Origin of the sequence: uncultured Aquimarina sp., from assembly GCF_947496855.1 — a bacterium.
Classification (GTDB): domain Bacteria; phylum Bacteroidota; class Bacteroidia; order Flavobacteriales; family Flavobacteriaceae; genus Aquimarina.
The window spans coordinates 298,195-319,555 of record NZ_CANMED010000007.1; the positions used below are offsets into that span (position 1 = coordinate 298,195).

The 21,361-nt window shown below is 33.0% G+C and carries 16 protein-coding genes; 7 read left to right on the top strand and 9 right to left on the bottom strand.

The genetic code is table 11. From position 1 onward, the window contains the following. Nucleotides 1-76 precede the first annotated feature (76 nt). Together aceB and Q0921_RS20835 are read left to right on the top strand one after the other, a co-directional pair. The gene (gene aceB, locus Q0921_RS20830; RefSeq protein ID WP_299260341.1) at nucleotides 77-1,675 is read left to right on the top strand and encodes a malate synthase A; all 1,599 of its coding nucleotides are present in this window, start codon (nucleotides 77-79) and stop codon (nucleotides 1,673-1,675) included. Between the two features lie 183 nt (nucleotides 1,676-1,858). Continuing rightward, nucleotides 1,859-3,157 (top strand): hypothetical protein, encoded by a 1,299-nt coding sequence (locus tag Q0921_RS20835; protein ID WP_299260343.1) that lies wholly within the window; start codon nucleotides 1,859-1,861, stop codon nucleotides 3,155-3,157. 28 nt (nucleotides 3,158-3,185) lie between these two features. On the opposite strand, the gene Q0921_RS20840 is transcribed toward Q0921_RS20835, so the two are convergent. The 8 genes from Q0921_RS20840 to Q0921_RS20875 all read right to left on the bottom strand — a co-directional run bounded on the left by Q0921_RS20840 (nucleotide 3,186) and on the right by Q0921_RS20875 (nucleotide 13,501). Next, a complete protein-coding gene (locus Q0921_RS20840) occupies nucleotides 3,186-3,944 on the bottom strand; it encodes a M15 family metallopeptidase (protein ID WP_299260345.1) in 759 nt (252 codons plus the stop codon). A gap of 228 nt (nucleotides 3,945-4,172) precedes the next feature. Continuing rightward, entirely contained in the window at nucleotides 4,173-5,894 is a 1,722-nt protein-coding gene (locus tag Q0921_RS20845) for an efflux RND transporter periplasmic adaptor subunit (RefSeq protein ID WP_299260347.1), read from the bottom strand. Between the two features lie 5 nt (nucleotides 5,895-5,899). Next, nucleotides 5,900-6,598 carry a PepSY domain-containing protein gene (locus tag Q0921_RS20850; protein WP_299260349.1) on the bottom strand — a complete coding sequence of 233 codons (699 nt, stop codon included), beginning with the start codon at nucleotides 6,596-6,598 and terminating at the stop codon, nucleotides 5,900-5,902. 15 nt (nucleotides 6,599-6,613) lie between these two features. Continuing rightward, nucleotides 6,614-7,348, bottom strand: coding sequence for a heavy-metal-associated domain-containing protein (locus Q0921_RS20855; RefSeq protein WP_299260351.1), 735 nt, complete (start codon nucleotides 7,346-7,348; stop codon nucleotides 6,614-6,616). Further along, nucleotides 7,345-7,908, bottom strand: coding sequence for a DUF3347 domain-containing protein (locus Q0921_RS20860; protein ID WP_299260353.1), 564 nt, complete (start codon nucleotides 7,906-7,908; stop codon nucleotides 7,345-7,347). Before Q0921_RS20860 ends, Q0921_RS20855 begins: the two co-directional genes overlap by 4 nt. A 39-nt stretch (nucleotides 7,909-7,947) precedes the next feature. Next, a complete protein-coding gene (locus Q0921_RS20865; RefSeq protein WP_299260355.1) occupies nucleotides 7,948-9,216 on the bottom strand; it encodes a TolC family protein in 1,269 nt (422 codons plus the stop codon). A gap of 59 nt (nucleotides 9,217-9,275) precedes the next feature. Beyond that, a complete protein-coding gene (locus Q0921_RS20870; protein WP_299260357.1) occupies nucleotides 9,276-12,962 on the bottom strand; it encodes an efflux RND transporter permease subunit in 3,687 nt (1,228 codons plus the stop codon). A gap of 122 nt (nucleotides 12,963-13,084) precedes the next feature. Further along, nucleotides 13,085-13,501, bottom strand: a complete 417-nt coding sequence (locus tag Q0921_RS20875; protein WP_299260359.1) for a hypothetical protein — start codon at nucleotides 13,499-13,501, stop codon at nucleotides 13,085-13,087. Nucleotides 13,502-13,639: 138 nt separating this feature from the next. Here Q0921_RS20875 and Q0921_RS20880 point away from each other — a divergent pair, with 138 nt between their 5' ends. Beyond that, nucleotides 13,640-14,095, top strand: a complete 456-nt coding sequence (locus Q0921_RS20880; protein ID WP_299260361.1) for a GAF domain-containing protein — start codon at nucleotides 13,640-13,642, stop codon at nucleotides 14,093-14,095. A 130-nt stretch (nucleotides 14,096-14,225) separates the two neighbouring features. Here the strand turns inward: Q0921_RS20880 and Q0921_RS25095 are convergent, their stop codons facing one another. Then, nucleotides 14,226-14,309: a galactokinase family protein gene (locus tag Q0921_RS25095; RefSeq protein WP_366520004.1), complete on the bottom strand. Its 84-nt coding sequence runs from the start codon at nucleotides 14,307-14,309 to the stop codon at nucleotides 14,226-14,228. Between the two features lie 209 nt (nucleotides 14,310-14,518). Here Q0921_RS25095 and Q0921_RS20885 point away from each other — a divergent pair, with 209 nt between their 5' ends. The 4 genes from Q0921_RS20885 (at nucleotide 14,519) to Q0921_RS20900 (ending at nucleotide 21,254) form a co-directional block, all read left to right on the top strand. Beyond that, a complete protein-coding gene (locus Q0921_RS20885; RefSeq protein WP_299260363.1) occupies nucleotides 14,519-15,205 on the top strand; it encodes an NUDIX domain-containing protein in 687 nt (228 codons plus the stop codon). Nucleotides 15,206-15,248: 43 nt separating this feature from the next. Next, complete coding sequence (locus Q0921_RS20890; RefSeq protein ID WP_299260365.1) at nucleotides 15,249-16,265, top strand: GntR family transcriptional regulator; 1,017 nt, start codon at nucleotides 15,249-15,251, stop codon at nucleotides 16,263-16,265. 306 nt (nucleotides 16,266-16,571) lie between these two features. Next, the gene (locus tag Q0921_RS20895; protein ID WP_299260367.1) at nucleotides 16,572-19,643 is read left to right on the top strand and encodes a TonB-dependent receptor; all 3,072 of its coding nucleotides are present in this window, start codon (nucleotides 16,572-16,574) and stop codon (nucleotides 19,641-19,643) included. A gap of 21 nt (nucleotides 19,644-19,664) precedes the next feature. After that, complete coding sequence (locus Q0921_RS20900; RefSeq protein ID WP_299260369.1) at nucleotides 19,665-21,254, top strand: RagB/SusD family nutrient uptake outer membrane protein; 1,590 nt, start codon at nucleotides 19,665-19,667, stop codon at nucleotides 21,252-21,254. Nucleotides 21,255-21,361 lie beyond the last annotated feature (107 nt).

Consider the following 21,361-nt stretch of genomic DNA (forward strand, 5'->3'; position numbering starts at 1 on the left):
AAATTCACATTTAGCGAACGTTCGCTTGTTTTATAAAAAACTTTTTTTTAATATTGTTCACTCAAACGATATAGTTATGGAAACTCAAACAAACCTAAATCAAAAAATTAGCTTTACGAAAGAGGTGAAAAATTATCATCCAGAGATTCTTACGGATGGTGCTTTAGCTTTTCTCGAAGCATTGCATAATCGTTTTGACTCAAGACGATTAACACTTTTAAGAAATAGAGAACAACAGCAGCAACTGTTCGATCTGGAAACCTATCCGTCGTTTCCAGAAAACACTAAAGAGATTCGCAATAGCGAATGGTCAGCAGCTGCCATCCCTGCAGATCTTCAGGATCGTAGAGTGGAGATCACTGGTCCTGTCGATAGAAAAATGGTCATTAATGCATTAAATTCGGGTGCAAAAACATTCATGGCGGATTTTGAAGACAGTAATGCTCCTTTATGGGAGAATTGCCTACAAGGACAAAAAAACCTCTCGGATGCTGTGAATAAAACTATTTCGTTTTACAACCCTAAGAAAGATAAAACGTATCAACTTAAGGAAGAAGTAGCTACATTAATTGTACGTCCTAGAGGATTACACCTAAATGAAAAACACCTTTTAATTGAAGACAAAGAGATCAGTGCTTCCTTATTTGATTTTGCGTTGTATGCATTCCACAACAATGAACAATTAAAAGAAAATGGAACTGCTCCTTATTATTACATACCAAAACTAGAGCATTTTACAGAAGCTATATGGTGGAATGATGTAATCGATTTCTCTGAAGAGTATTTAGGTATCGAACATGCTACCATTAAGGTGACTGTTCTAGTAGAAACCATTACTGCAAGCTTCCAATTAGACGAAATCATCTATGCATTAAAAGAGCATATTGTTGGTCTTAATTGTGGAAGGTGGGATTACATATTCAGTTACATCAAAAAACTAAGAAATCATAAAGGATTTGTAGTTCCTGATCGTGACCAAGTAACAATAACCAGTCCTTTTATGGATGCATATAGTAAACGTGTAATCCAAAGATGCCATAAGCGAAATATTCTAGCAATAGGCGGTATGGCTGCTCAGATTCCTATTAAAGGTGATGAAGAGCGCAATAAACTTGCCTTTACTAAAGTAAAAGCAGATAAAGAACGTGAGGTAAAAAACGGCCACGATGGCACTTGGGTGGCTCACCCTGGATTGGTACCATTAGCAATGCGTGTTTTTGATATGCACATGCAAAAGTCTAATCAATTAGATGTAAAAAGAGAAGATGTTGTGGTTACTGAAGAAGATCTTCTGGAAGTTCCTAAAGGAACCGTTACAGAAGAAGGAATCAGAAAAAACATCAATGTAGGAATTCATTATATCGCCACTTGGTTAGGAGGAAATGGTGCGGTTGCCTTATATGATCTTATGGAAGATGCTGCAACTGCAGAAATTAGTAGAACTCAGATCTGGCAATGGCTTAAGAATGAAGTTAAAATGGAGAACGGCTTAACACTTAATGAAAACATGTTTCATATGCTTTTCGAAGATGAATTAAAAACTATTGAAAACCAAGTAGAAAAAAATATTTTCGAAAGTAAAAATTATCAAAATGCTATTCAGGTTTTTTACAACCTAGTCACTGCTGAGGAATTTGAAGAATTTTTAACAACACCAGCGTATAAATACTTATAATAGATTAAAATCATATAGTTAAAAAGCTATGAAAGCTACCACACTATAGTTAAACAATTCTAATTTTTTCCGATTTTATAATTGTGCTCTTGCAGCATTCGCTTTTAGCGGATGCTGTTTTTTTTTGTAACTTTTAACTACACTTGTAGTCTTATAAAAGTAATATCACAAATCATCAATCAAATGCCAGTCAGACAAAATATCAATAATCAAGATAAATGGAAGTTATCAACTAAAATTATTTTTCGATTCTCTTTTGTTTATCTTTTTCTAAATATTTTCCCATTTCCCTTCTATTATATCGGTTTGATTCCTGGAATGGGGAATATTTTTTCTTTTTATTATGATGGATTTGAACAGTTATGCATTTGGTCTGGAAAAAACATTTTAAATATCGGTTATGAAATATCCATGAAACCTTCAGGTAGCGGCGATACTACTGCTGATTATGTTTTTCAATTTGTATATCTATACATCTCAGTTATTGTTACTATCATATGGAGTATCATTGATTTAAAAAGATCTAACTATAATAAGTTATTACTTTACACAAGAACTCTTGTAAGGTATTATTTAATCGCAACTATGTTTTCTTATGGATTTTCTAAAGCTTTTACTCTTCAATTTACGGAATTAAGAAATATAGATCTTATCAAAACTTTTGGAAATCAATCTCCCATGGGATTGATGTGGAACTTCATGGAATATAGCGATACCTACACTAAATTTTCGGGTTATGCGGAAATCTTTGCTGGAATATTATTGATTTTTAGAAAAACTACACTTTTAGGTGCATTTATGGTTGTAGGGGTAATGTTCAACGTATTTATGATGAATATGAGTTATGACATTCCTGTAAAATTATATAGTGGGCTATTAACAATAATGGGAGTATTCCTATTAACACCTGATATTAAAAACATCTTAAATTTCTTTGTTTTAAACAAAGAAGTTAAACCTAAAGAGCTTCCTCAATACTTCACCAAAAAGAAACTAAAAATTGCTGCTATTTCAGTCAAAATCATAGTTATAGGATATCTATTTTACACCAATATCGAAGGATCTATTGAAGGCGAAAAACAATGGGGTAAAAAAGCACCAAAATCTGTTTTATTCGGCATATACGAAGTAATAGAATTTATTAAAAATAATGATACTATACCTCCATTAACCACAGATACTATCCGCTGGAAACGTCTAATTGTAGACAAACGATATAGTAATATCCAAACTATGAATGAAACGTTCATCCGGCTTAAAGAAAAAACAGATTCAACGTCGCAAACATTACATCTAATTTCATATAGTGACAGTGCAGATATAAGAAGTTTTTCATATCGCATAAATGATAGTATCTATATTTTTGAAGGAACTTACAAATGTGACAATCTTAAAATAGTTACTAAAAAGAAGGAACGATCAGAATTTCCATTAATTAATAGAGGATTTCATTGGATCAATGAAAAGCCGTTTAATCGATAGACTGTACAAGACTTTATATTGTCTATTTTTAATCACATTTCCATCTAAAATCAGAAATCTTAAACTTCTTATTTTTAAAATTGTAATGCCACCATTCTGTTCTTATAATAGAGAAACCGTGTTTTTCCATAACTTCTCTTAATAACTTACGATTAGCTATGACTTTATCTGATAATTCTTTATAAGCATGATGTGCTTCTTTGCCGAAATGATCAAAAGCAGTACCCATATCCAATTGATTACCCTGTAAATCTGTGAGTGTAATATCTACTGCCGCTCCTTTATTATGAATTGATCCTCCTTTTGGATCAGCCACATAACCAGGATTAGGAAAGATTTTCCACATTTTTTTCTGCACACTATAAGGGCGATAGCAATCAAATAGTTTGATTCTATAACCTTTCTTCATGAAATCCTTATTGGCTTTTATCAAAGCTTTTGCCACCACGCCTCTCATATAGCATCGCTCACAAGAATACACTGCCTTTTTCAGAAAATTATCATTTGTAGCATATTTCATATCTAACACGAAATAGTTTGATAACTTTTCTATGTCTACAAATTCATCATCCTTTACCTGGTTTTGAATGACTTCTTGATTATCATAACGATCCAAGGAGTCTTGCCATTTTTGCATATGCTTTTCCACCTTTTCTGCACGTAATTGAATGGATTTAGATTTCTCTAACAAAGCCAACGTACCTGCACTAGTCATTGTAGTTACTGATGTTTCCCTACAAGAAAAAAGTAAGGCTAAAAATGTAATAAAAAGTAGTTTTTTCACCATATCCCTTTCGTTTCTGATTACATTTATTAGAATAATTTAAGCATAATAAAAAGTATCCGTACGGTTTTTTTATCGATAAAAAAACCTTACAGCTCTAGCTATTGTAATCTATTAAAAAACGTAATCCAATATTTCCCTATATTAAAGATACGTTGTTTTGGAATACAATCGAAACAATAAGTTAATATTTTAACATTTACAATGTTAAAACAAACTAAAAAATTAGCATCAACTTTTCTTTAAAGTGTCAATCACGCTTCCACAAGTAAGCATTTGATCTCCAAAATAAGGGTTTCTAATTTCTTCTTCTTTGCTTAACCAAATAGCACCTTTATTACTATCCGCCATAGGACATTTTTGGATATAGATTGTATCTGAAATATTATCAAAACTTTTAATTAATGCTTCTAAACTTTCATTAAGCGTTACAAAATGCTCGCGTTGGTCTTTTAAATCTTCTTTATTGACCATTACTTCTAACTTTTTAATAATCATCTGAACATAATCCAATTCTGTTTTTTGTAATTCAGAAGTATTTATAATTTTTAACCCTCTTAGCATCTGTTCCGAAAACGTAGAAGTATTATTAGCGTTACTTGCTACTAGAGCATTTTTTAAAAGAAAGTATGCTGATAAGTTTGAAATAAACTCTTTTTGAAAACTACTAGGCCAATAAATTTCCCTAATTCTTTCTCCATTATTAATCTTATCTGCTATATCATTACGTTTCATCATAGATTTTTTTCCTTGTAATTGAGCAGCAGCATCCACTGTAAAAGTTCCATTAGTTACGATTTCTTCTCCTTTTCTAAGCCCTTCAAGAATCAAATAAGAATCTCCTTTAGAATCACCAAGCGTTACTTCTCTCATCTCGAAAACAGCTTGATCAAATTGCATTTTAACATACACAACAGAGCGTTCTCCTGTCCATAGCACACTGCTTTTGGGGACTAGAATGGTAATGCTCGATTTTGTATCAATCACTGAAATAATTCCCTCAACAAACATTCCCGGTTTAAAAATTGAATTGTTATTTTTTAATACTGCTCGTGCGGTAATTGTTCTTGTAGCTGTATTTAAAATTGGGTCTATAAATGAAATTTTAGCATCAAAATTCCTGTTTGGATATGCATTTGTTTTGACTTTAACACTTTGTCCTTTCTTTACCAATCCAATTTGGTTTTCATAAACATCAAAAGAAGCCCAAACGGTACTTAGGTTTGTCATTCTATAAAGTATCTGCCCTCTATCAATATGATTTCCTTCCTCAACCATTTTTTCTGAAACTACTCCTGATACGTGAGAATGTAATGTAAAAGTTTCTCTAATTTCTCCAGAAGATTCTATCTGGCTGATTTGCTTTTCAGAAAGTTTTCTAAATTTTAATTTATTTCTAACTGCTTTATACAATTCCGGTTGGTCTTTTTTAAGTTTGGCCGCTGTTAATAGTTCTTGTTGAGCGGCAACTAACTCTGGTGAATATATAACAGCTATAGCCTGTCCTTTTTGTACCTGTTCTCCTACTGAATTAACAAAAAGTTTTTCTATACGACCAGAAAAATGAGTCACTTGAGCAGTATTAGCCTCTTCGTTTTCTTTGATTTTACCCGAAAGTTTCAACCCTTCAGAATCCAGACTAATTCCTCCTACAACCGAGGTTTGAATATTAGCTAAAGCCATGGCATTTTCGGTCATCTTAAATTGATCAGCCGCTAAGCCATCTGCCGAAGTTTCTGCCGGGATTAAATCCATACCACATATAGGGCAATCTCCGGATTCAGATTGCATAATTTGTGGATGCATAGAGCATGTCCACGTTTGATCAGAAATTTCATTTGCATGATCACGTACTACTTCAGCTTCTTTATTAGCGTTTCCTCCAAAAATAAAATACCCCATAAGCAATCCAGCTAATACTGCAATACCCATGTAAACAACGTTCTTCTTCATCTCTTTTATTTTTTGAAAATTTTTCTAAGTGTTGGTGAGGAAATATACCAAAGTGCAAAACCACTAAGTACCGTTATCAACCCCAGTAAAGAAAAGACCCTTAGCACTATTGTATTAAAATCATCTCTTCCTTCATAATCCATAGTATGTGTCATCCATAAAAAATCAAACCACCTCCAGGATTGATGACGAACGCGCTGAAAAGATCCATCCTTAGCTGAAATATATGCCTTCACATTTTCTGGGTGGTCATAATTAATTACGTAAGCCGGTAAAGCTCGCCCTCTATATTCATGATGTTTTCCAACTTCAGTTATATAATCAACAGACAAAACCTGTAAATCTTTTAATATATATTCTGAAGCTACTGTTAGTGCTTCTTTTTCAGAAATTCTAGACTTTACTGTTCCAGATTTAGCGTGTATCAGCACACTATCATTAACCCAATAATAAGGTTTATCTGCAATAGTTCTTAATTCTAGAGAAGAAATACTATGTCCATGTGAAAAAGCATCTAATTTTAATAAATTGCTATGATTAATTGGTGTTAGCTCTTTTTTGAACTGATCACCATGTATTTCATCAATATCAGTCCAGCTAAAATACAACCCACTAATAGTCCACATCAAAAATTGTATGCCCAAAAACACACCTAAGTATCGATGCGCTTTTCTTATAACTATTGCCGTTTTTCTATTACCCATTATTATATATCTTTCTTAAGAATATATCTTTATAAACATCCATATCGCCATTACCAACATGATGGTATTCTCTATAAAAGTAGCTTTAGTCATCGGTAATTTTAAGGCTGTTCCTAAACATGCACATTGAATACTTTTTTTATCAATCAAAGCTTTGGTAACACCTATGGTTGTTACCCCTAAAACCAGGATAGTTACACCTAAGGCTATATTAATTTTAAAACGCATTAAAAACATAAGCCCTAATCCTACTTCGATAAAAGGATACACCAAACCATATGTTGGTAATACTTTTGCTACAGGGTCATACATTCTGAAGGATTCGGGAAAGCCTTTTAAGTCAAGAAGTTTAAAAAAACTAAACACCACATAAAATAATCCCATAAAATCTAACATAAAGTCATCAGTCCGCCAGGGGTTATAATTAAGCAAAACCGAAGCAATAGTTATATACCCAAAAATCAAGAAAAGTGGATATAATTGCTGTAATTCACTTTTATCTTTAGTTAAGTGATCACTAATTACAGATAGATTGTTGTTATCAAATTCCTTTTCCGTAATTGTATATTTATCGGGCACTGCTTTTTTAAAAACCTCAATATTCAACTGTTTTTTAAATGCAATAACAGCTTCGTTGTTTTCAAGATTTACTTTAGCGCTTGTAACATCAGGAATTGCGTTAAGTATATTTTCTACTCCAGATCTACATCCTTCGCAGGTCATTCCCTTTATTTGATATTTTTTTTTCATTTTATCGTTTGATTCACACTACCACATTCTAACATTTTATCTCCATAATAAGGATTACGAACTTCTTTAGAGTCAGACAACCAATATCCTCCATTACCTTCAAAAGCCATCGGACAGAACTGCTTATACACTTCTCCAGAAGTAATATCCGCAGTACTAATCAGTTTTTCGGTTTCTACAGTAAGAGTCACGAAAAAATCTCTTTGTTTTTTAACCTCTTTAGTAAGTGAAATTAACTTTGCAGTAGCCTTTAATTGTTTAGTTCCTTCGGCATCTTTAAGAAATTCATCCAGTTTTTTTGATTCCTGACGCACTACCTCATCATTAGAATTTACCAGTCCTCTTTTTATCATTAAATATTGATTATATATTTTATCAATGTTTTCATCCGTAAAAACCACTTCGCTTTTAGAATCTGTGATATTGAGATCTATCTCACTTTTACTGACAATTTTTTCTTTTACTGAAACCGGTTTTACTGGCTCCTTTTTATCTTTCCCACAAGATAATATTGATAGTGTTATGACAACGACTGTAATTTTTAAAACTATTCTATTCATTTTTTTAATTTTTGTAGGGTTATACTTTTTTAAAACTTGTCAACGCAGGTAATTAAGAACAGTAGTTTGCAAAAAATAATTTGCTATAGCTTGGATTTTTTTATTTTCAAAAGCTAATAACATTTGCTGAATATCCAATATCTCTTCAAAATCTAATAGGCCTGTTTGATACTCAGATAACAGTATCTTCTCTGCTTGCTTTGCTTGTTCTATATTTTTTTGTTGTGTATTATAATTAATCCGAGCGGTAATCCTATTATTTATGGCTTCCTCCATCAGGTTTTCTAGATTGTTTTGAGAAGCTTCTCTTTTCTGATACATCTCTTCTTTCTGAAGTTCATATTGTTTAGAGCGAGATTTATATTTTTTAGAAAAAAGTGGCACCGAAAAGGAAACCATAGGCATAATGATATCTTTACCATTATCAGAAAAACTTACATCAGGACGTTCCTGAACAATTACATAATCTAATCCTAAACCTATAGATGGCAGCGATTCTTTGGCGTTTACATTCGCTTTTTTTTCCAGTAGGTCATTTAGATAGTCATACGTTATTAATTCTGGATGATAGGTGATATCATCTAACATCATGGTTGGCTCTTCTTCGGGAATAAATAAATTATCAGGTATAATTAAAGGATCAAAACCATCTCTATGTAATAATTGATTCAAAGCTGTTTCTGTAGTAAGAACTTCTCCTTTTAGAATTTCCTTTTGATTTTCAAGATTATTTTTTGCGATATTCAATTTTAAAACATCTACGGTAGAAGCTCTATTATTTTCTACTTCTTTAAGTGCAATCTCAATATACGTATCTAATAATTTATCCTGTTCATCCAATACATTCTGACTGGCTTTAAGCTCGTATAGTTTGTAATAAGTTTGCTCCACTTGTAGCGTGATCTTTCTTTTTGCAATTTCTAATTTATTTTTATGCACATCACTTTCTTTAGAGGCGGTTTCTTTTCTTGCTTTTATGGTACCAAACCATGGGATACGCTGTTGGGCAGTAAATTTAGCTTTTTGTGCTCCAGTTCGAGTTTCTGGTTCACTGACAAAATATCCAGTTCCAATGGTAGTATTGGGTAAGCTTCTTGCTTCATTTACTTTTTCGATACTAGCATCTAATCTATTCTGAAAAGCTTTGAGTTCTGGATTATTTTCTTTTGCCTCTTTAATATATTCTTGTAACGTTTGTCCGTTTGAAAAAAGAAAAGAGAGTAGAAAAAAGAAAAGCAAAGACTCCTTCTTTCTTATTCTAAGATCTAGATTTATAAAACTGCTAAACCAAACCATTATTATTTTCATATTACTGCACATTTTGTCAATCCTCCTTATTCTTTGTTCTTTTATCTTTACTCTTGTATTCATTTATAACTTTTCACTTTTCTAAATAAAATCTCTTCTCTCCAACTAAATAATACAGGCACAACAAACAAGGTAATCAATGCTATTAGCATTCCTCCAAAACTAGGTATTGCCATTGGTATCATAATATCACTTCCTCTTCCTGTTGATGTTAATACAGGTAATAATGCCAGAATCGTAGTAGCAGTAGTCATTAGACAAGGACGTATTCTTTTTACACCTGCTTCTACTACAGAGGCTCTGATTCCATTTAATGTTTTTGGTTTATTGCTTTTAAAAGTTTGCGTCAAATAGGTTGCCATGACGACTCCATCATCTGTGGCAATACCAAATAAAGCTATGAATCCCACCCAAACTGCTACACTTAAGTTAATGGTATGTATTTGGAATAAATCTCTCAAATTCTCTCCAAAAAAATTAATATTCAAAAACCAATTTTGTCCGTACAACCAAATCATCAAAAATCCTCCAGCAAAAGCTACTGCAATTCCTGTAAAAACCATAAGAGATGTTGTCACTGATTTAAACTGAAAATACAATATCATAAAAATAATAAGTAACGCCAAAGGAACCACAAATGAAAGTGTTTTCTCGGCTCGCATTTGATTCTCGTAGGAGCCAGTAAATTGATAACTAATTCCTTTTGGAACTCTTATTTCTCCAGCATCTATTTTCTCTTTGATCAATTTCCGGGCATTTTCTACTACATTAACTTCTGCATAGCTATCTAATTTATCAAACAATACATACCCTACAAGAAATGTATCTTCACTTTTTATTACTTGTGGCCCTTGTTCGTATCTAATTGTTACCAATTCACTTAGAGGAATTGGATTTCCTTGTGCTACAGGAATATAAATATTCTTAATATCTTCTGGGTTAGAACGCAGTTCTCGAGGGTATCGTACCCTTATTCCGTAACGCTCTCTTCCTTCAACAGTTTCTGTCAGTGTCATTCCTCCTAGAGCTACTTCTAATGTCTGTTGAACTTTTTCTATAGAAACTCCATAACGTGCAATACGATCACGATTTATATCAATCAACAAATAAGGTTTCCCTACAATTCTATCGGCAAAAACAGCTTCAGATTTAACCCCTTCTACTTGCTTTAAAATAGCTTCTAATTGTATACCAAAAGTTTCAATAGAGGTTAAATCTTGCCCTTTTACTTTGATCCCCATTGGTGCTCTCATTCCAGTTTGAAGCATAATCAACCTCGTTTCTATAGGCTGTAATTTTGGAGCAGAGGTTACTCCTGGAAGCTTGGTTACTCTTACTATTTCTTTCCAGATATCATCGGGAGATTTGATATGTTGCCGCCAACTTCTATAGTATTCTCCATCTTCGTCAGGAATTAATTGATTCTTCCTAGCTTTTGCATTAGAAACAAAACGTCCATCCTTCAACTCGAATAATCCATTATCGTTCGTTTTAAAACGTTGACGTTCGCCTTCTTCATTTAAAATATATTCGGGTTTATAAAGAATGATGTTTTCATACATGGATAATGGAGCAGGATCCAGCGCGGATTCTGTTCTTCCTGCTTTACCAACAACAGTTTCTACTTCTGGAATTGTAGCAACAGCCATGTCTAATTGCTGCAATACTCTTTTATTTTCCTCTACTCCAGCATGCGGAAGTGAAGTGGGCATCAATAGAAAAGAGCCTTCATTAAGTGACGGCATAAATTCCTTTCCTGTATTTTGGAGAATAAACACCCCACAAATTACTATTCCTGTAGGTAATGACATAAACAATAATTTATGATCAAGTGCCCATTTTAGAATGACAACATAATATCTTCGGAATAAAGAAAATACACCTAATAATCCAAAACATATACATCCTACAAAGATCAGGTTCCAGAAAATACTTTTATCAACTCCCAAAGGTCTCCAATACTCTGCCAGTAGAAAAACAATAGTTATCGCAGAAATTATAATATGAATTAAATTTACTTTCTTTAAAGAGAGTTTTTCAGTGAGCTGTAAAATTCTAGTAATGCCAAATGCGATAAGAATAAGACCTAATAAAACACCAAAAGAAACCACTATAACTCCAGCTACAATCAACGCGATATTGATTGAATAACTTATGGCTTTTTTAATAGATCGTTTTCTAAATAAATATGCAGCAAAAGGAGGTATCAAAAACAAAGCTATGATTATAGATGCTGTAAGTGCCATGGTTTTTGTAAATGCCAATGGTCGAAAAAGCTTTCCTTCTGCTCCTATCATCGTGAAAACCGGAATAAAACTTATGATCGTCGTTAAAACAGCTGTTAGAATAGCTCCAGAAACCTCTATTGTAGCATTATAAACTACCGTATTAACAGGCAACTCTTCCTCATTTTCATCAATATGTCGTATGATATTTTCTGAAAGTATAACACCTACGTCTACCATAGTACCAATAGCAATCGCGATTCCTGATAGTGCTACTATATTGGCATCTACTCCAAACATTCTCATGGCTATAAAAACCATCAAAACTGCTACTGGCAATAGTCCTGAAATTAAAATAGAAGCTCGAAGATTAAAAACCATAATAACAATCACCAAAATAGTAATCAATATCTCTAGAGTTAATGCTTCTTTTAATGTCCCTAAGGTTTCTTGAATCAATTCAGTTCTATCGTAGAAAGGAACTATTGTTAACTGAGAAGTACGACCATCTTTAAGAATTTTGGTAGGCAATCCTGAACTTAGTTCATTGATTTTATCCTTTACATTGGTGATTACTTCCATAGGGTTTGCTCCATATCGAGCTACTACTACTCCCCCTACAACCTCCGCTCCTTCTTTATCTAGAATACCACGTCTAGCGGCTGGTCCAAGAGAGACTTTTGCAATATCTTTTATTCTAATTGGTGTATACTCTTCAACACCCACAGTAGCATTTTCTATATCAGCAATAGATGTAACATATCCTAAACCACGAACCAGATATTCTGCCTGATTAACCTCAAGAGTTTGAGCTCCGATATCACGATTACTTTCTTTTACTGCTTTTACAACATGATGTAATCCAATATTATATTGCTTCATTAATTCTGGATTTACATCTACCTGGTATTCCTTTACGTATCCTCCAATCGAGGCTACTTCAGAAACTCCATTAGCTGAGGATAAAGCATATTTAACATAATAATCCTGAATACTTCTCAACTCATGCAGGTCCCAACCACCAGTTACCTTTCCTTGATCATCTCGCCCTTCTAACGTATACCAGAATATTTGACCTAAGCCGGTTGCATCAGGGCCTAAAGATGGAGTTACCCCATTAGGTAGTAATCCGTTGGGTAATGAATTTAGTTTCTCTAAAATACGGCTGCGACTCCAATAGAACTCTACATCTTCTTCAAAAATGATATAAATACTAGAAAACCCAAACATAGAAGAACTACGAATGGTTTTTACTCCAGGAACTCCTAATAAGGAGGTAGTAAGTGGATATGTAATTTGATCTTCAATATCTTGTGGAGATCTTCCAGACCATTTCGTAAAGACTATCTGTTGATTTTCTCCAATATCAGGAATTGCATCAACTGCTACCGGATCATTAGGCAAAAAAAACAGATCTGATTGAAAAGGCGAATGGATGAGTCCCCAACCTATTAAAATCAGCAGCAATAAAACTGCTATGAACTTGTTTTCGATTAAAAATTTAATGCTTTTATTGAGCATATATAATAAGATTTAGTCAACTATTAATTGAAATCAGTTGTATTCTTTATGTTAGAAACAACATCTCTTTAACACAAATAACCGTATAAATTACTTTTGTTAATCAATAATAATAAACTAAATCAAATCAAGAAAGTCTCGTGTAGAATGAGAATATCTGTAACCCGTTCGGGTGGAGAATATTCTTTAGAAATCAAGTGCTTTTCTTCTGGCAGAGAAAAGAGATTTACATAAGAATGTATATATGATATAATGAACCCTTGTTGAGAAAAATCTATTTGATCAAAAGAAACTTTAAGTTCATCCTGTCCTTCCAGAACAATAATCTCATCTTTACAACAAGATTTTTTCTGCATTCGTACGCTTTGATCATCAGAATGACTCATCATGTTCATTCCACAATCTTTGGCTTTAGAAAACACAGCAACATCAACCAAAAAACGCCCACAGTAATGTTTTTCCACAGTAAACGAAAACGTAGAAAGTAATACTAAGCAAGCTAATAATATTGACGTTATTTTCTGAAAAACTTTTTTCATTTACAAACAAAAATACGTAATATTTATAGAATCGTGATTTTTTTGCGTTTTCCTTAGAAATTTTTAACAAAACAATACCATTCTAAAAAACCCTCATTTTTAAATATTTTAAATACTTTTGCCGAAAAATTGTAAGGAATGCTATTTGAAAATTTAAAACCTAAGGTTGTTAACATCCTTAAAAATGAAGACAACCCTGTCACTGATAGATTACATCAAGTTTGTCAATTGCTGAATGATACGATTGAATACTATGATTGGGTTGGTTTTTATTTCAAAAATGGTGATAAAGAAGAGCTAAAATTAAGAACATACGTTGGTGAGGAAACTGATCATACTATTATTCCATTCGGAAAAGGGATTTGTGGTCAGGTAGCAGTATCTAATGAGAACTTCATAGTTCCTGATGTTCAGGCTCAGGACAATTATATTGCTTGTAGTTTTACGGTTAAATCAGAAATTGTTATTCCATTATTTAAAAATGGAGAGAATATCGGACAAATAGATATTGATTCTGAAACTCCAGATCCGTTTACAGAAAAAGATGAACGATTTCTGGAATTTGTGAATCAGGAAGTAGCTAAAATTATATAATTAGTAGAATTTCTATAACTATAAAGAGTAAAGATCTATTGATTGTTCTTTAATTGTTTTTATTGCTCGCCCTACAGTAACATCACGCTGAGGGCTTACAAACATTTCATAACCTACCATAAATTTTCATCTATAGCAGTGGGCAAAAAAATCCATTATTATAATCAGTATGTTCACCAAGAAAATTAACTATTCCTAGAGAATAAACAACCAATTATAACGTAAAACCTTTTACAAAACTCTCATTTTTTGTCATTTTTTGAACATAGTTTGATAGATAGTATTTAAACAAATACCGATTTTAATTTTAAAGTTCAGACAAACATAATAAATGTGTTTTTTACATTTACTGTTGATAGTGTATTTTTTATTAATTTGCATCCAAATCCATTTTCGGGATAATAAAACCTGTTAACTGACAGCATGAACTCATACCAAGAAAAAGATAAATTTTATGTTGCCGTTGATTGTATCATTTTTGGATTTGAAGAAGGAAAATTAAAGTTGTTAGTTTTTAATCGAAAATTAAACCCTTTTAAAGATTCATTATCTCTTATCGGAAGTTTTGTGAAAATCGGAGAAAGTGTTTCTGACGCCTCAAAAAGGATTCTAAAAGAATCTACTGGCCTTCAAAATGTATATATGAAAGAGTTAAAAACATATAGTTCTGTAGATAGAGACCCCGGATTCCGTTGTATATCAATTGCTCAGTATGCTTTAATACGAATTAATAAGTACATAAAAAACACAGTTAAGGAAAACCAAGCAACATGGTTTGACATAGATATAATTCCCAAATTAATTCTGGATCACAATCTTATGGTATCCAATGCTCTAAAAAGAATTGAAGAAATTGCAAGATATAAGCCTATCGGTTTTGAACTTTTACCAGAAAAATTCACTATCCCACAGCTACAGTCATTATACGAGGCTATTTATAGAAAATCATTAGACCCTAGAAATTTTCGAAAAAAAATACTTTCTTTTGATGTAATCATCAAACTAGAAGAAAAAGACAAAAGCAGTTCTAAAAAAGGTGCTTATCTATATAAATTTGATCATACCAAATATCAAAAACTACAAGAATCTGGATATAATTTTGAAATCTAGTATTTAAGCTTAAATTTATAGACCGTAGAATTCACAATTAAATATGTCATCGTTACTTCAAAAAATATACGACCTTCAGGATATAAATACATTATCGAAGCACGAACAAATCGTTAACGGGATTATAAATGCAATTGACTCTGGAGTCCTAAAAGTAGGAGACAAATTACCTTCTATTAATGAAATGGTAGCATCAGTGGGATATGCAAGAAAAACATTTGTAAAAGCGTATACCGAATTAAAAGAACGCGGACTAGTAGAATCTAAAAACCTTAAAGGGTATTATATTATTAGCGAAGAAACTAATGTTAAATTAAAAGTGGCATTAATTTTATTTGCGTTCCATAGTTTTCAGGAAGATTTTTACAATACTTTTAGAAAAGAACTTGGTGAAAAATACCATATTGATATTTTCTTTCATCACAATAACCTTACTTTACTTAAGACAATAATAGATAATATATCTCGTAAATATGGTATGTATGTTATAGCACCAATCCAAGAAAAAGAAGTTTCATCTATGATGAAACAAATACCTTCTGACCGACTATTAATTGTCGACCGCTATCTAAAAATGTCCAAAGACTATTCCTATATTTCTCAAGAATTTGAAGAAGTAACATATCAAAAACTGGTGGAGCTTACTACCTACATAAAAAAATACAACAGATTCGTATTATTTTTTAAGAAAAATTCTGATTTCCCTCCCGAAATTTTAAACGCTTTTAACCGCTACATATCTGACTACGATATTAATGGTGAGGTAGTAGATAGTTATGAACCTAATACATTGACAAAAAGCACGGCATACTTTTCTATTAGTGACACACAACTTTGGAAAGTTCTAAAAGATGCCCGGAAAATGGAATACCGAATTGGTTCTGATATTGGTATCCTAGCACATGATGATAACATCGTAAAAGAAATTGCTTTTGGCGGAATAACAACAATTTCTACCGATTTTACGCAGATGGCAAAAAAAGCGGCTCATTTCGTTAAGGAAGGAAAGCCTATTCAAGAAATCGTTCCTACATACTTAAGACAACGCAATTCTCTTTAGCAATATCTTGCTACTTCAAAGTTCTAACATATTTATATAAAAACCGATTCTTCTACACATTATAATTTTGTGCTATACACTACAAAATTCTTGTTTTAATAATTTCACAATTTTTGTATTGTTTATCTACCATATTTCTATTTTTACAACCTCCTAACTAACTATTACATAAAAATTTATAGTTTTAAGCTTTGATATAAAAATAAATATTCTACATTTGCATTGTAGCATAGAGTATCATAGCATAATAAAATACTCTTATCTAACTTCAACTCAGAAAAAACTATTAACAAACACACAAATCATATGAAGCGAAAAATATTTAATCGTATCATGATGTTACTCATTGGCCTAACAACCACCTTTGTTAGCGCACAACAAACGGTTTCAGGAACGGTAAACGAGCCAAATGGTCCTTTACCCGGAGTTAACATCCTAGTAAAAGGGAATGATAATGGTACTACCACAGATTTTGATGGCAAATACACCTTAAATAATGTAGCCGATAATGCCATCTTAATATTTAGTTATGTTGGTTTTATTACGGCAGAAGTGCCTCTAAACGGTAAAACCATTCTAGATATTACACTTCAAGAAGATGCTGCCGCTCTTGATGAAATAGTAATTGTTGGGTATGGTTCACAATCCAAAAGAGATGTTACGGGAGCTATATCTCAAATTAAATCAGAAGATATAGCACAAGTTGTTACGGCAAACCCAACCTCTGCATTACAAGGTAAGCTCGCAGGAGTTCAGGTAGAAACTGCAGGTGGTGCACCTGGTAGTCCTGCGAATGTTTTTGTACGTGGGGTAAGCTCTTTAACTAATTCTTTTCCTTTATACGTAGTTGATGGTGCTATTTCTGATAATATAAATTTCTTAAATGCTAAAGACATTGTGAATCTTCAAGTGTTAAAAGATGCGACATCTGCAGCAATATATGGTTCTCGTGCCGCAAATGGAGTTATTATAGTTACTACCAATAGAGGTAAACAAAATTCCTCTCCTACAGTAAATATTGATATACGAAGTGGGGTTAACACACAACCAAAAAAACTTGATTTACTTAATGGTCCTGAGTATATCGCATTTCTTAATCAACGTAGAGTTAATGATGGTCTTGATGGAAACATCCCTGATCCAGGAATCAATACAGATTTTCAAGATTTAAGTGTAAACTCAGGTACAATTCAAGATTTTGGATTTAATATATCTGGTGGTGGAGAAAACTCAAAATACTTTTTTAGTGCAAATTATTATGATGAAGAAGGCTTATTAATAAGTGAAGAATTTAACCGTAAAAATGTACGTTTAAACAGTGAGTTCAAAATAGGTAGACTTAAAATTCAAGAATCTTTCGGGTTTTCTGAAAATAGATTTACTCGTAATAATGCATTTGGAAACCAAGGAGGTACTGTACCTATTATTCGTCCTTTTGCTCCAGAAAATGAAGGTGGATTTGAGGCTATTAGTGATCCTATTTTTGGAATTGGAGGAACTAATAAATTTGCAAACGCACAATTAGTAAATGATCAGAATACGGAACGTAATTTTCTAGGCAATATGAATTTTTCATATGAAATTATAGAAGGACTTACTGCTAAGCTCAACGTAGGTGCTGAATACACCAATTTTTATAGAAATACATTTCAACCCACTTTTTTTCAAAGTAATATAGATAGTGAAACTAATGCAAATCCTCTCAATGATCTTACTGAGGTAAGAGGAGAACGTTATGCCACAAATGTAGAACCCACTCTTAACTATAAAAAAGGTATTGGAGCACATAATTTTGATGTTCTTATAGGGAGTGCTCGCCAGGACATTACAACAAATACAATTGCAATTTATGCAGAAGGACTGCCAAGTAATAATATTACCAATATAGCACAGTTTACTGATAATATTATAAACTCAGGTGGAGGACGTTTTGATAATAAGCTTTTCTCGTTTTTTGGGCGTATAAACTATAATTATAGCCAAAAATATTTATTTACAGCTATCGTACGTCGAGATAAAACCTCTCTTTTTGCAAGTGGTTTTAATACAGGCACATTTCCTTCTTTCTCTGTTGGATGGGTCATTAGTGATGAAAATTTCTTTAACAAAGACGGGATATTTAATTCCCTTAAGTTTAGAGCTGGATATGGAGAATTAGGATCCCAAAATGTAGATCCTTTTTCGAATCAATCAGTTGTAGAACCTAATTCTCCTATTACCGTTGGTGGTTCTTCCGGACAAATTCCAGGATTTGCAATTACAAGTTTAGTAGATCCCACATTAAGTTTTGAAACATCAAAAACCATCAATTTTGGTTTAGACACTTCACTATTAGACAATAGTTTAAAACTAAGTCTAGATTATTTTAACAGAGATAATGAAGATGTAATTCAAGCTGTTGCTATTCCAGATTCTAATGGATCTGTAAATCCTGTATTTCAAAACGCATCCTCTATTAATAATAAAGGTTTTGAATTTGAAGCAGCATATAGTTATGACAAAGGCGATGACTTAACCTTCAATATAGGTTTTAATATTTCTGCGATCCAAAATGAGTTAACTGATTCTCCAAACCCTATTGTAGGTCCTTCATATAATGAAGAAGGACTAAGAGCAAATCGGTTTGAAGTTGGACAACCTTTGGGGTTTTTCTTTGGATTTACGACAGATGGAATTTATAATGATCAAGCGGAAATAGACAACGATCCTTTTCTAGCTAATGATCCAGATCGAAGAGCATTACTACAACCAGGAGATTTTAGAAGGATAGACATTAATAATGATGGTAGAATAAACGATGAAGATCAGACTTATTTGGGCGATCCAACACCAGATTTCACATATGGTATTAACCTTTCTGCAAATTATAAAAATTGGGATATTGGAGCCTTCTTTAATGGAGTCCAAGGAAACGAAATTTATAATGTTACCAAATTCTTTGGATATTTCTTCTTGGACGATAATAAACTTGGGATTGTAAGAGATGCTTATACTCCTGCGAATCCAAATACAAATCTTCCTCGTGTAACTACACAAGATAATGCAGGAAACCAACTTCCGTCTGATTTCTTTGTAGAAGACGGTTCCTTTTTCCGTCTTAAAACACTAGAAATCGGATATAATTTTAATGATTTTATAGGAAAAAAATGGGTCTCTAATGCTAGGGTATTTGCAAATGTTCAGAATGTATTTACTATTACAAATTATTCTGGATATGATCCCGAAATAGGATCCAACAATAGTGGATTAGGAACTAATCGTGGTTTCTTTGGTTTTACGCCATTAACTAGCGCCGATTCTGTTTTTGACAGAGGCCTTGATGTGAGGGCGCAACCGAGACCTCGTACTTTTACAATCGGGATACAAATGTCATTTTAAAAACAAAAAAAAGAATACGATATGAAAACCATTAAAAAATTATTCCCCTTCATAATGTTATTACTTTTTGTAGTAATTTATTATAGCTGTAACGAAGAAGACCTTAACATCTCAAATCCAAATAATGTAGCAGAACCTGCATTTTTTCAGTCTGAGAATGACTTTAGACTAGCCGTAAATGGCATGTACCATTCAATAACTGCGGTACTATTTTGGGGGCGGGTTATTCACACAGGTGCTATGCTACGATCAGACGCCTACAATGTAATCCCATTCCAACAAAATACAACTATGTCTACGTTAGAAGGACAGCCCGGTATTTCCAGATGGGCAGTAGACCTTTATCCTCAACTATATCAATCTATAGCTAGAGCTAATAGAATTATTGAAGAAGATACAGAAAACGGAGTACTATCCGGAGAGGTTCAAAACGAAATTTTAGGGCAAGCACATTTTCAACGTGCATTCTGTAATTGGTATTTACTTAACCTGTTTGGAACTGCTCCACTTGTTATGCAAACACCCGATACGCAAAACCCAGAAGAATTTTTTCCTTTTAACGCAACACCGACAATGTTTAATGAGGCAATTATTGCAGATCTTACAGAAGCAGTAAATAGACTCCCACAATCTTGGGGGCCTAATGATTTAGGACGTCCTACTAGAGGAGCTGCACTCGCTTTACGTGGGAAAACCTACCTATATATGGAAGATTGGCCAAATGCAATTACAGATTTTACAGAAGTAACTACACTAGGATATTCTTTACTTCCTTCAGGTAGTTATAGAGATAATTTTTCATCTAACTCTTCTTTAGAAAATAATTCAGAATCTGTATATGAACTTCAATATGTAGGACAAGATAATTTTGTTTGGGGAGCAGATTCACCACTTACAGGATCTCAATCCAATTGGTATATTGATTATTCTCCTCCGCATATAAGTTTAGATCAAGGACATGTTATAAACCCACATATTCTTCAAGTTTTTGAAGATAATGGAGATACTGTAAGAAGAAATACAACCATTGCCTTTGATTATCCTGGAGCAACTGGATATGGAGGCGCTCCATTTGTAGAAGATTTTGCTCCAAGTATTGAAGTTGCCGAGAACCTAGGAGTTCCAGCTATATTCTCTAGAAAATACGCAGGTTTAGATGAAGGTTTATCAAGCGCAGAAATTCCTGGTTTTGGACATACGTTGGGAACGAACTGGAGAATCATTAGATATGCTGATGTATTATTAATGTTAGCCGAAGCTCTTAATGAAGATGGTGCCACGGCAAATGCCATTCCCTTTATCAATCAGGTTAGAGAACGTGCGCAGATTTCACTATTGCCCAACACATTATCCAAAGAAGAAACAGAACAAGCTATTATAGATGAACGGGTCATGGAATTGACTGGCGAAGGGCATCGCTTTTTCGATTTAGTACGTTGGGAATTAGCGGATGATATATTAGGCCCTAGTTCTACCGTAGCAGGAGGTCGTCATCCTAAATCTCTGGCAGGACCAGCAGCTGTATTTACTACCGGACAAGATGAATTTTTATGGATTCCTTTACCAGAATTACAAGCCAACCCTAACTTAAACCAGAATGATGGATACTAAATTATAATATTAGTAATTGTTTGATTGTAGTAATGTTTTTATTGTTTTAGTCAGCCAAGCAAACCTTCCCTTGGGTTTGCTTGGTTTTGAAAATTAACACCATCTTT

Bases quoted from the DNA above. Each gene is read 5' to 3' on its own strand.
- Q0921_RS20880 (WP_299260361.1), top strand. From the start codon at position 13,640: ATGCTATTTGAAAATTTAAAACCTAAGGTTGTTAACATCCTTAAAAAT.
- Q0921_RS20850 (WP_299260349.1), bottom strand. From the start codon at position 6,598: ATGGGTAATAGAAAAACGGCAATAGTTATAAGAAAAGCGCATCGATAC.
- Q0921_RS20890 (WP_299260365.1), top strand. From the start codon at position 15,249: ATGTCATCGTTACTTCAAAAAATATACGACCTTCAGGATATAAATACA.
- Q0921_RS20855 (WP_299260351.1), bottom strand. From the start codon at position 7,348: ATGAAAAAAAAATATCAAATAAAGGGAATGACCTGCGAAGGATGTAGA.
- Q0921_RS20900 (WP_299260369.1), top strand. From the start codon at position 19,665: ATGAAAACCATTAAAAAATTATTCCCCTTCATAATGTTATTACTTTTT.
- aceB (WP_299260341.1), top strand. From the start codon at position 77: ATGGAAACTCAAACAAACCTAAATCAAAAAATTAGCTTTACGAAAGAG.
- Q0921_RS20870 (WP_299260357.1), bottom strand. From the start codon at position 12,962: ATGCTCAATAAAAGCATTAAATTTTTAATCGAAAACAAGTTCATAGCA.
- Q0921_RS20885 (WP_299260363.1), top strand. From the start codon at position 14,519: ATGAACTCATACCAAGAAAAAGATAAATTTTATGTTGCCGTTGATTGT.
- Q0921_RS20875 (WP_299260359.1), bottom strand. From the start codon at position 13,501: ATGAAAAAAGTTTTTCAGAAAATAACGTCAATATTATTAGCTTGCTTA.
- Q0921_RS20840 (WP_299260345.1), bottom strand. From the start codon at position 3,944: ATGGTGAAAAAACTACTTTTTATTACATTTTTAGCCTTACTTTTTTCT.
- Q0921_RS20895 (WP_299260367.1), top strand. From the start codon at position 16,572: ATGAAGCGAAAAATATTTAATCGTATCATGATGTTACTCATTGGCCTA.
- Q0921_RS20865 (WP_299260355.1), bottom strand. From the start codon at position 9,216: ATGAAAATAATAATGGTTTGGTTTAGCAGTTTTATAAATCTAGATCTT.
- Q0921_RS20845 (WP_299260347.1), bottom strand. From the start codon at position 5,894: ATGAAGAAGAACGTTGTTTACATGGGTATTGCAGTATTAGCTGGATTG.
- Q0921_RS20860 (WP_299260353.1), bottom strand. From the start codon at position 7,908: ATGAATAGAATAGTTTTAAAAATTACAGTCGTTGTCATAACACTATCA.
- Q0921_RS20835 (WP_299260343.1), top strand. From the start codon at position 1,859: ATGCCAGTCAGACAAAATATCAATAATCAAGATAAATGGAAGTTATCA.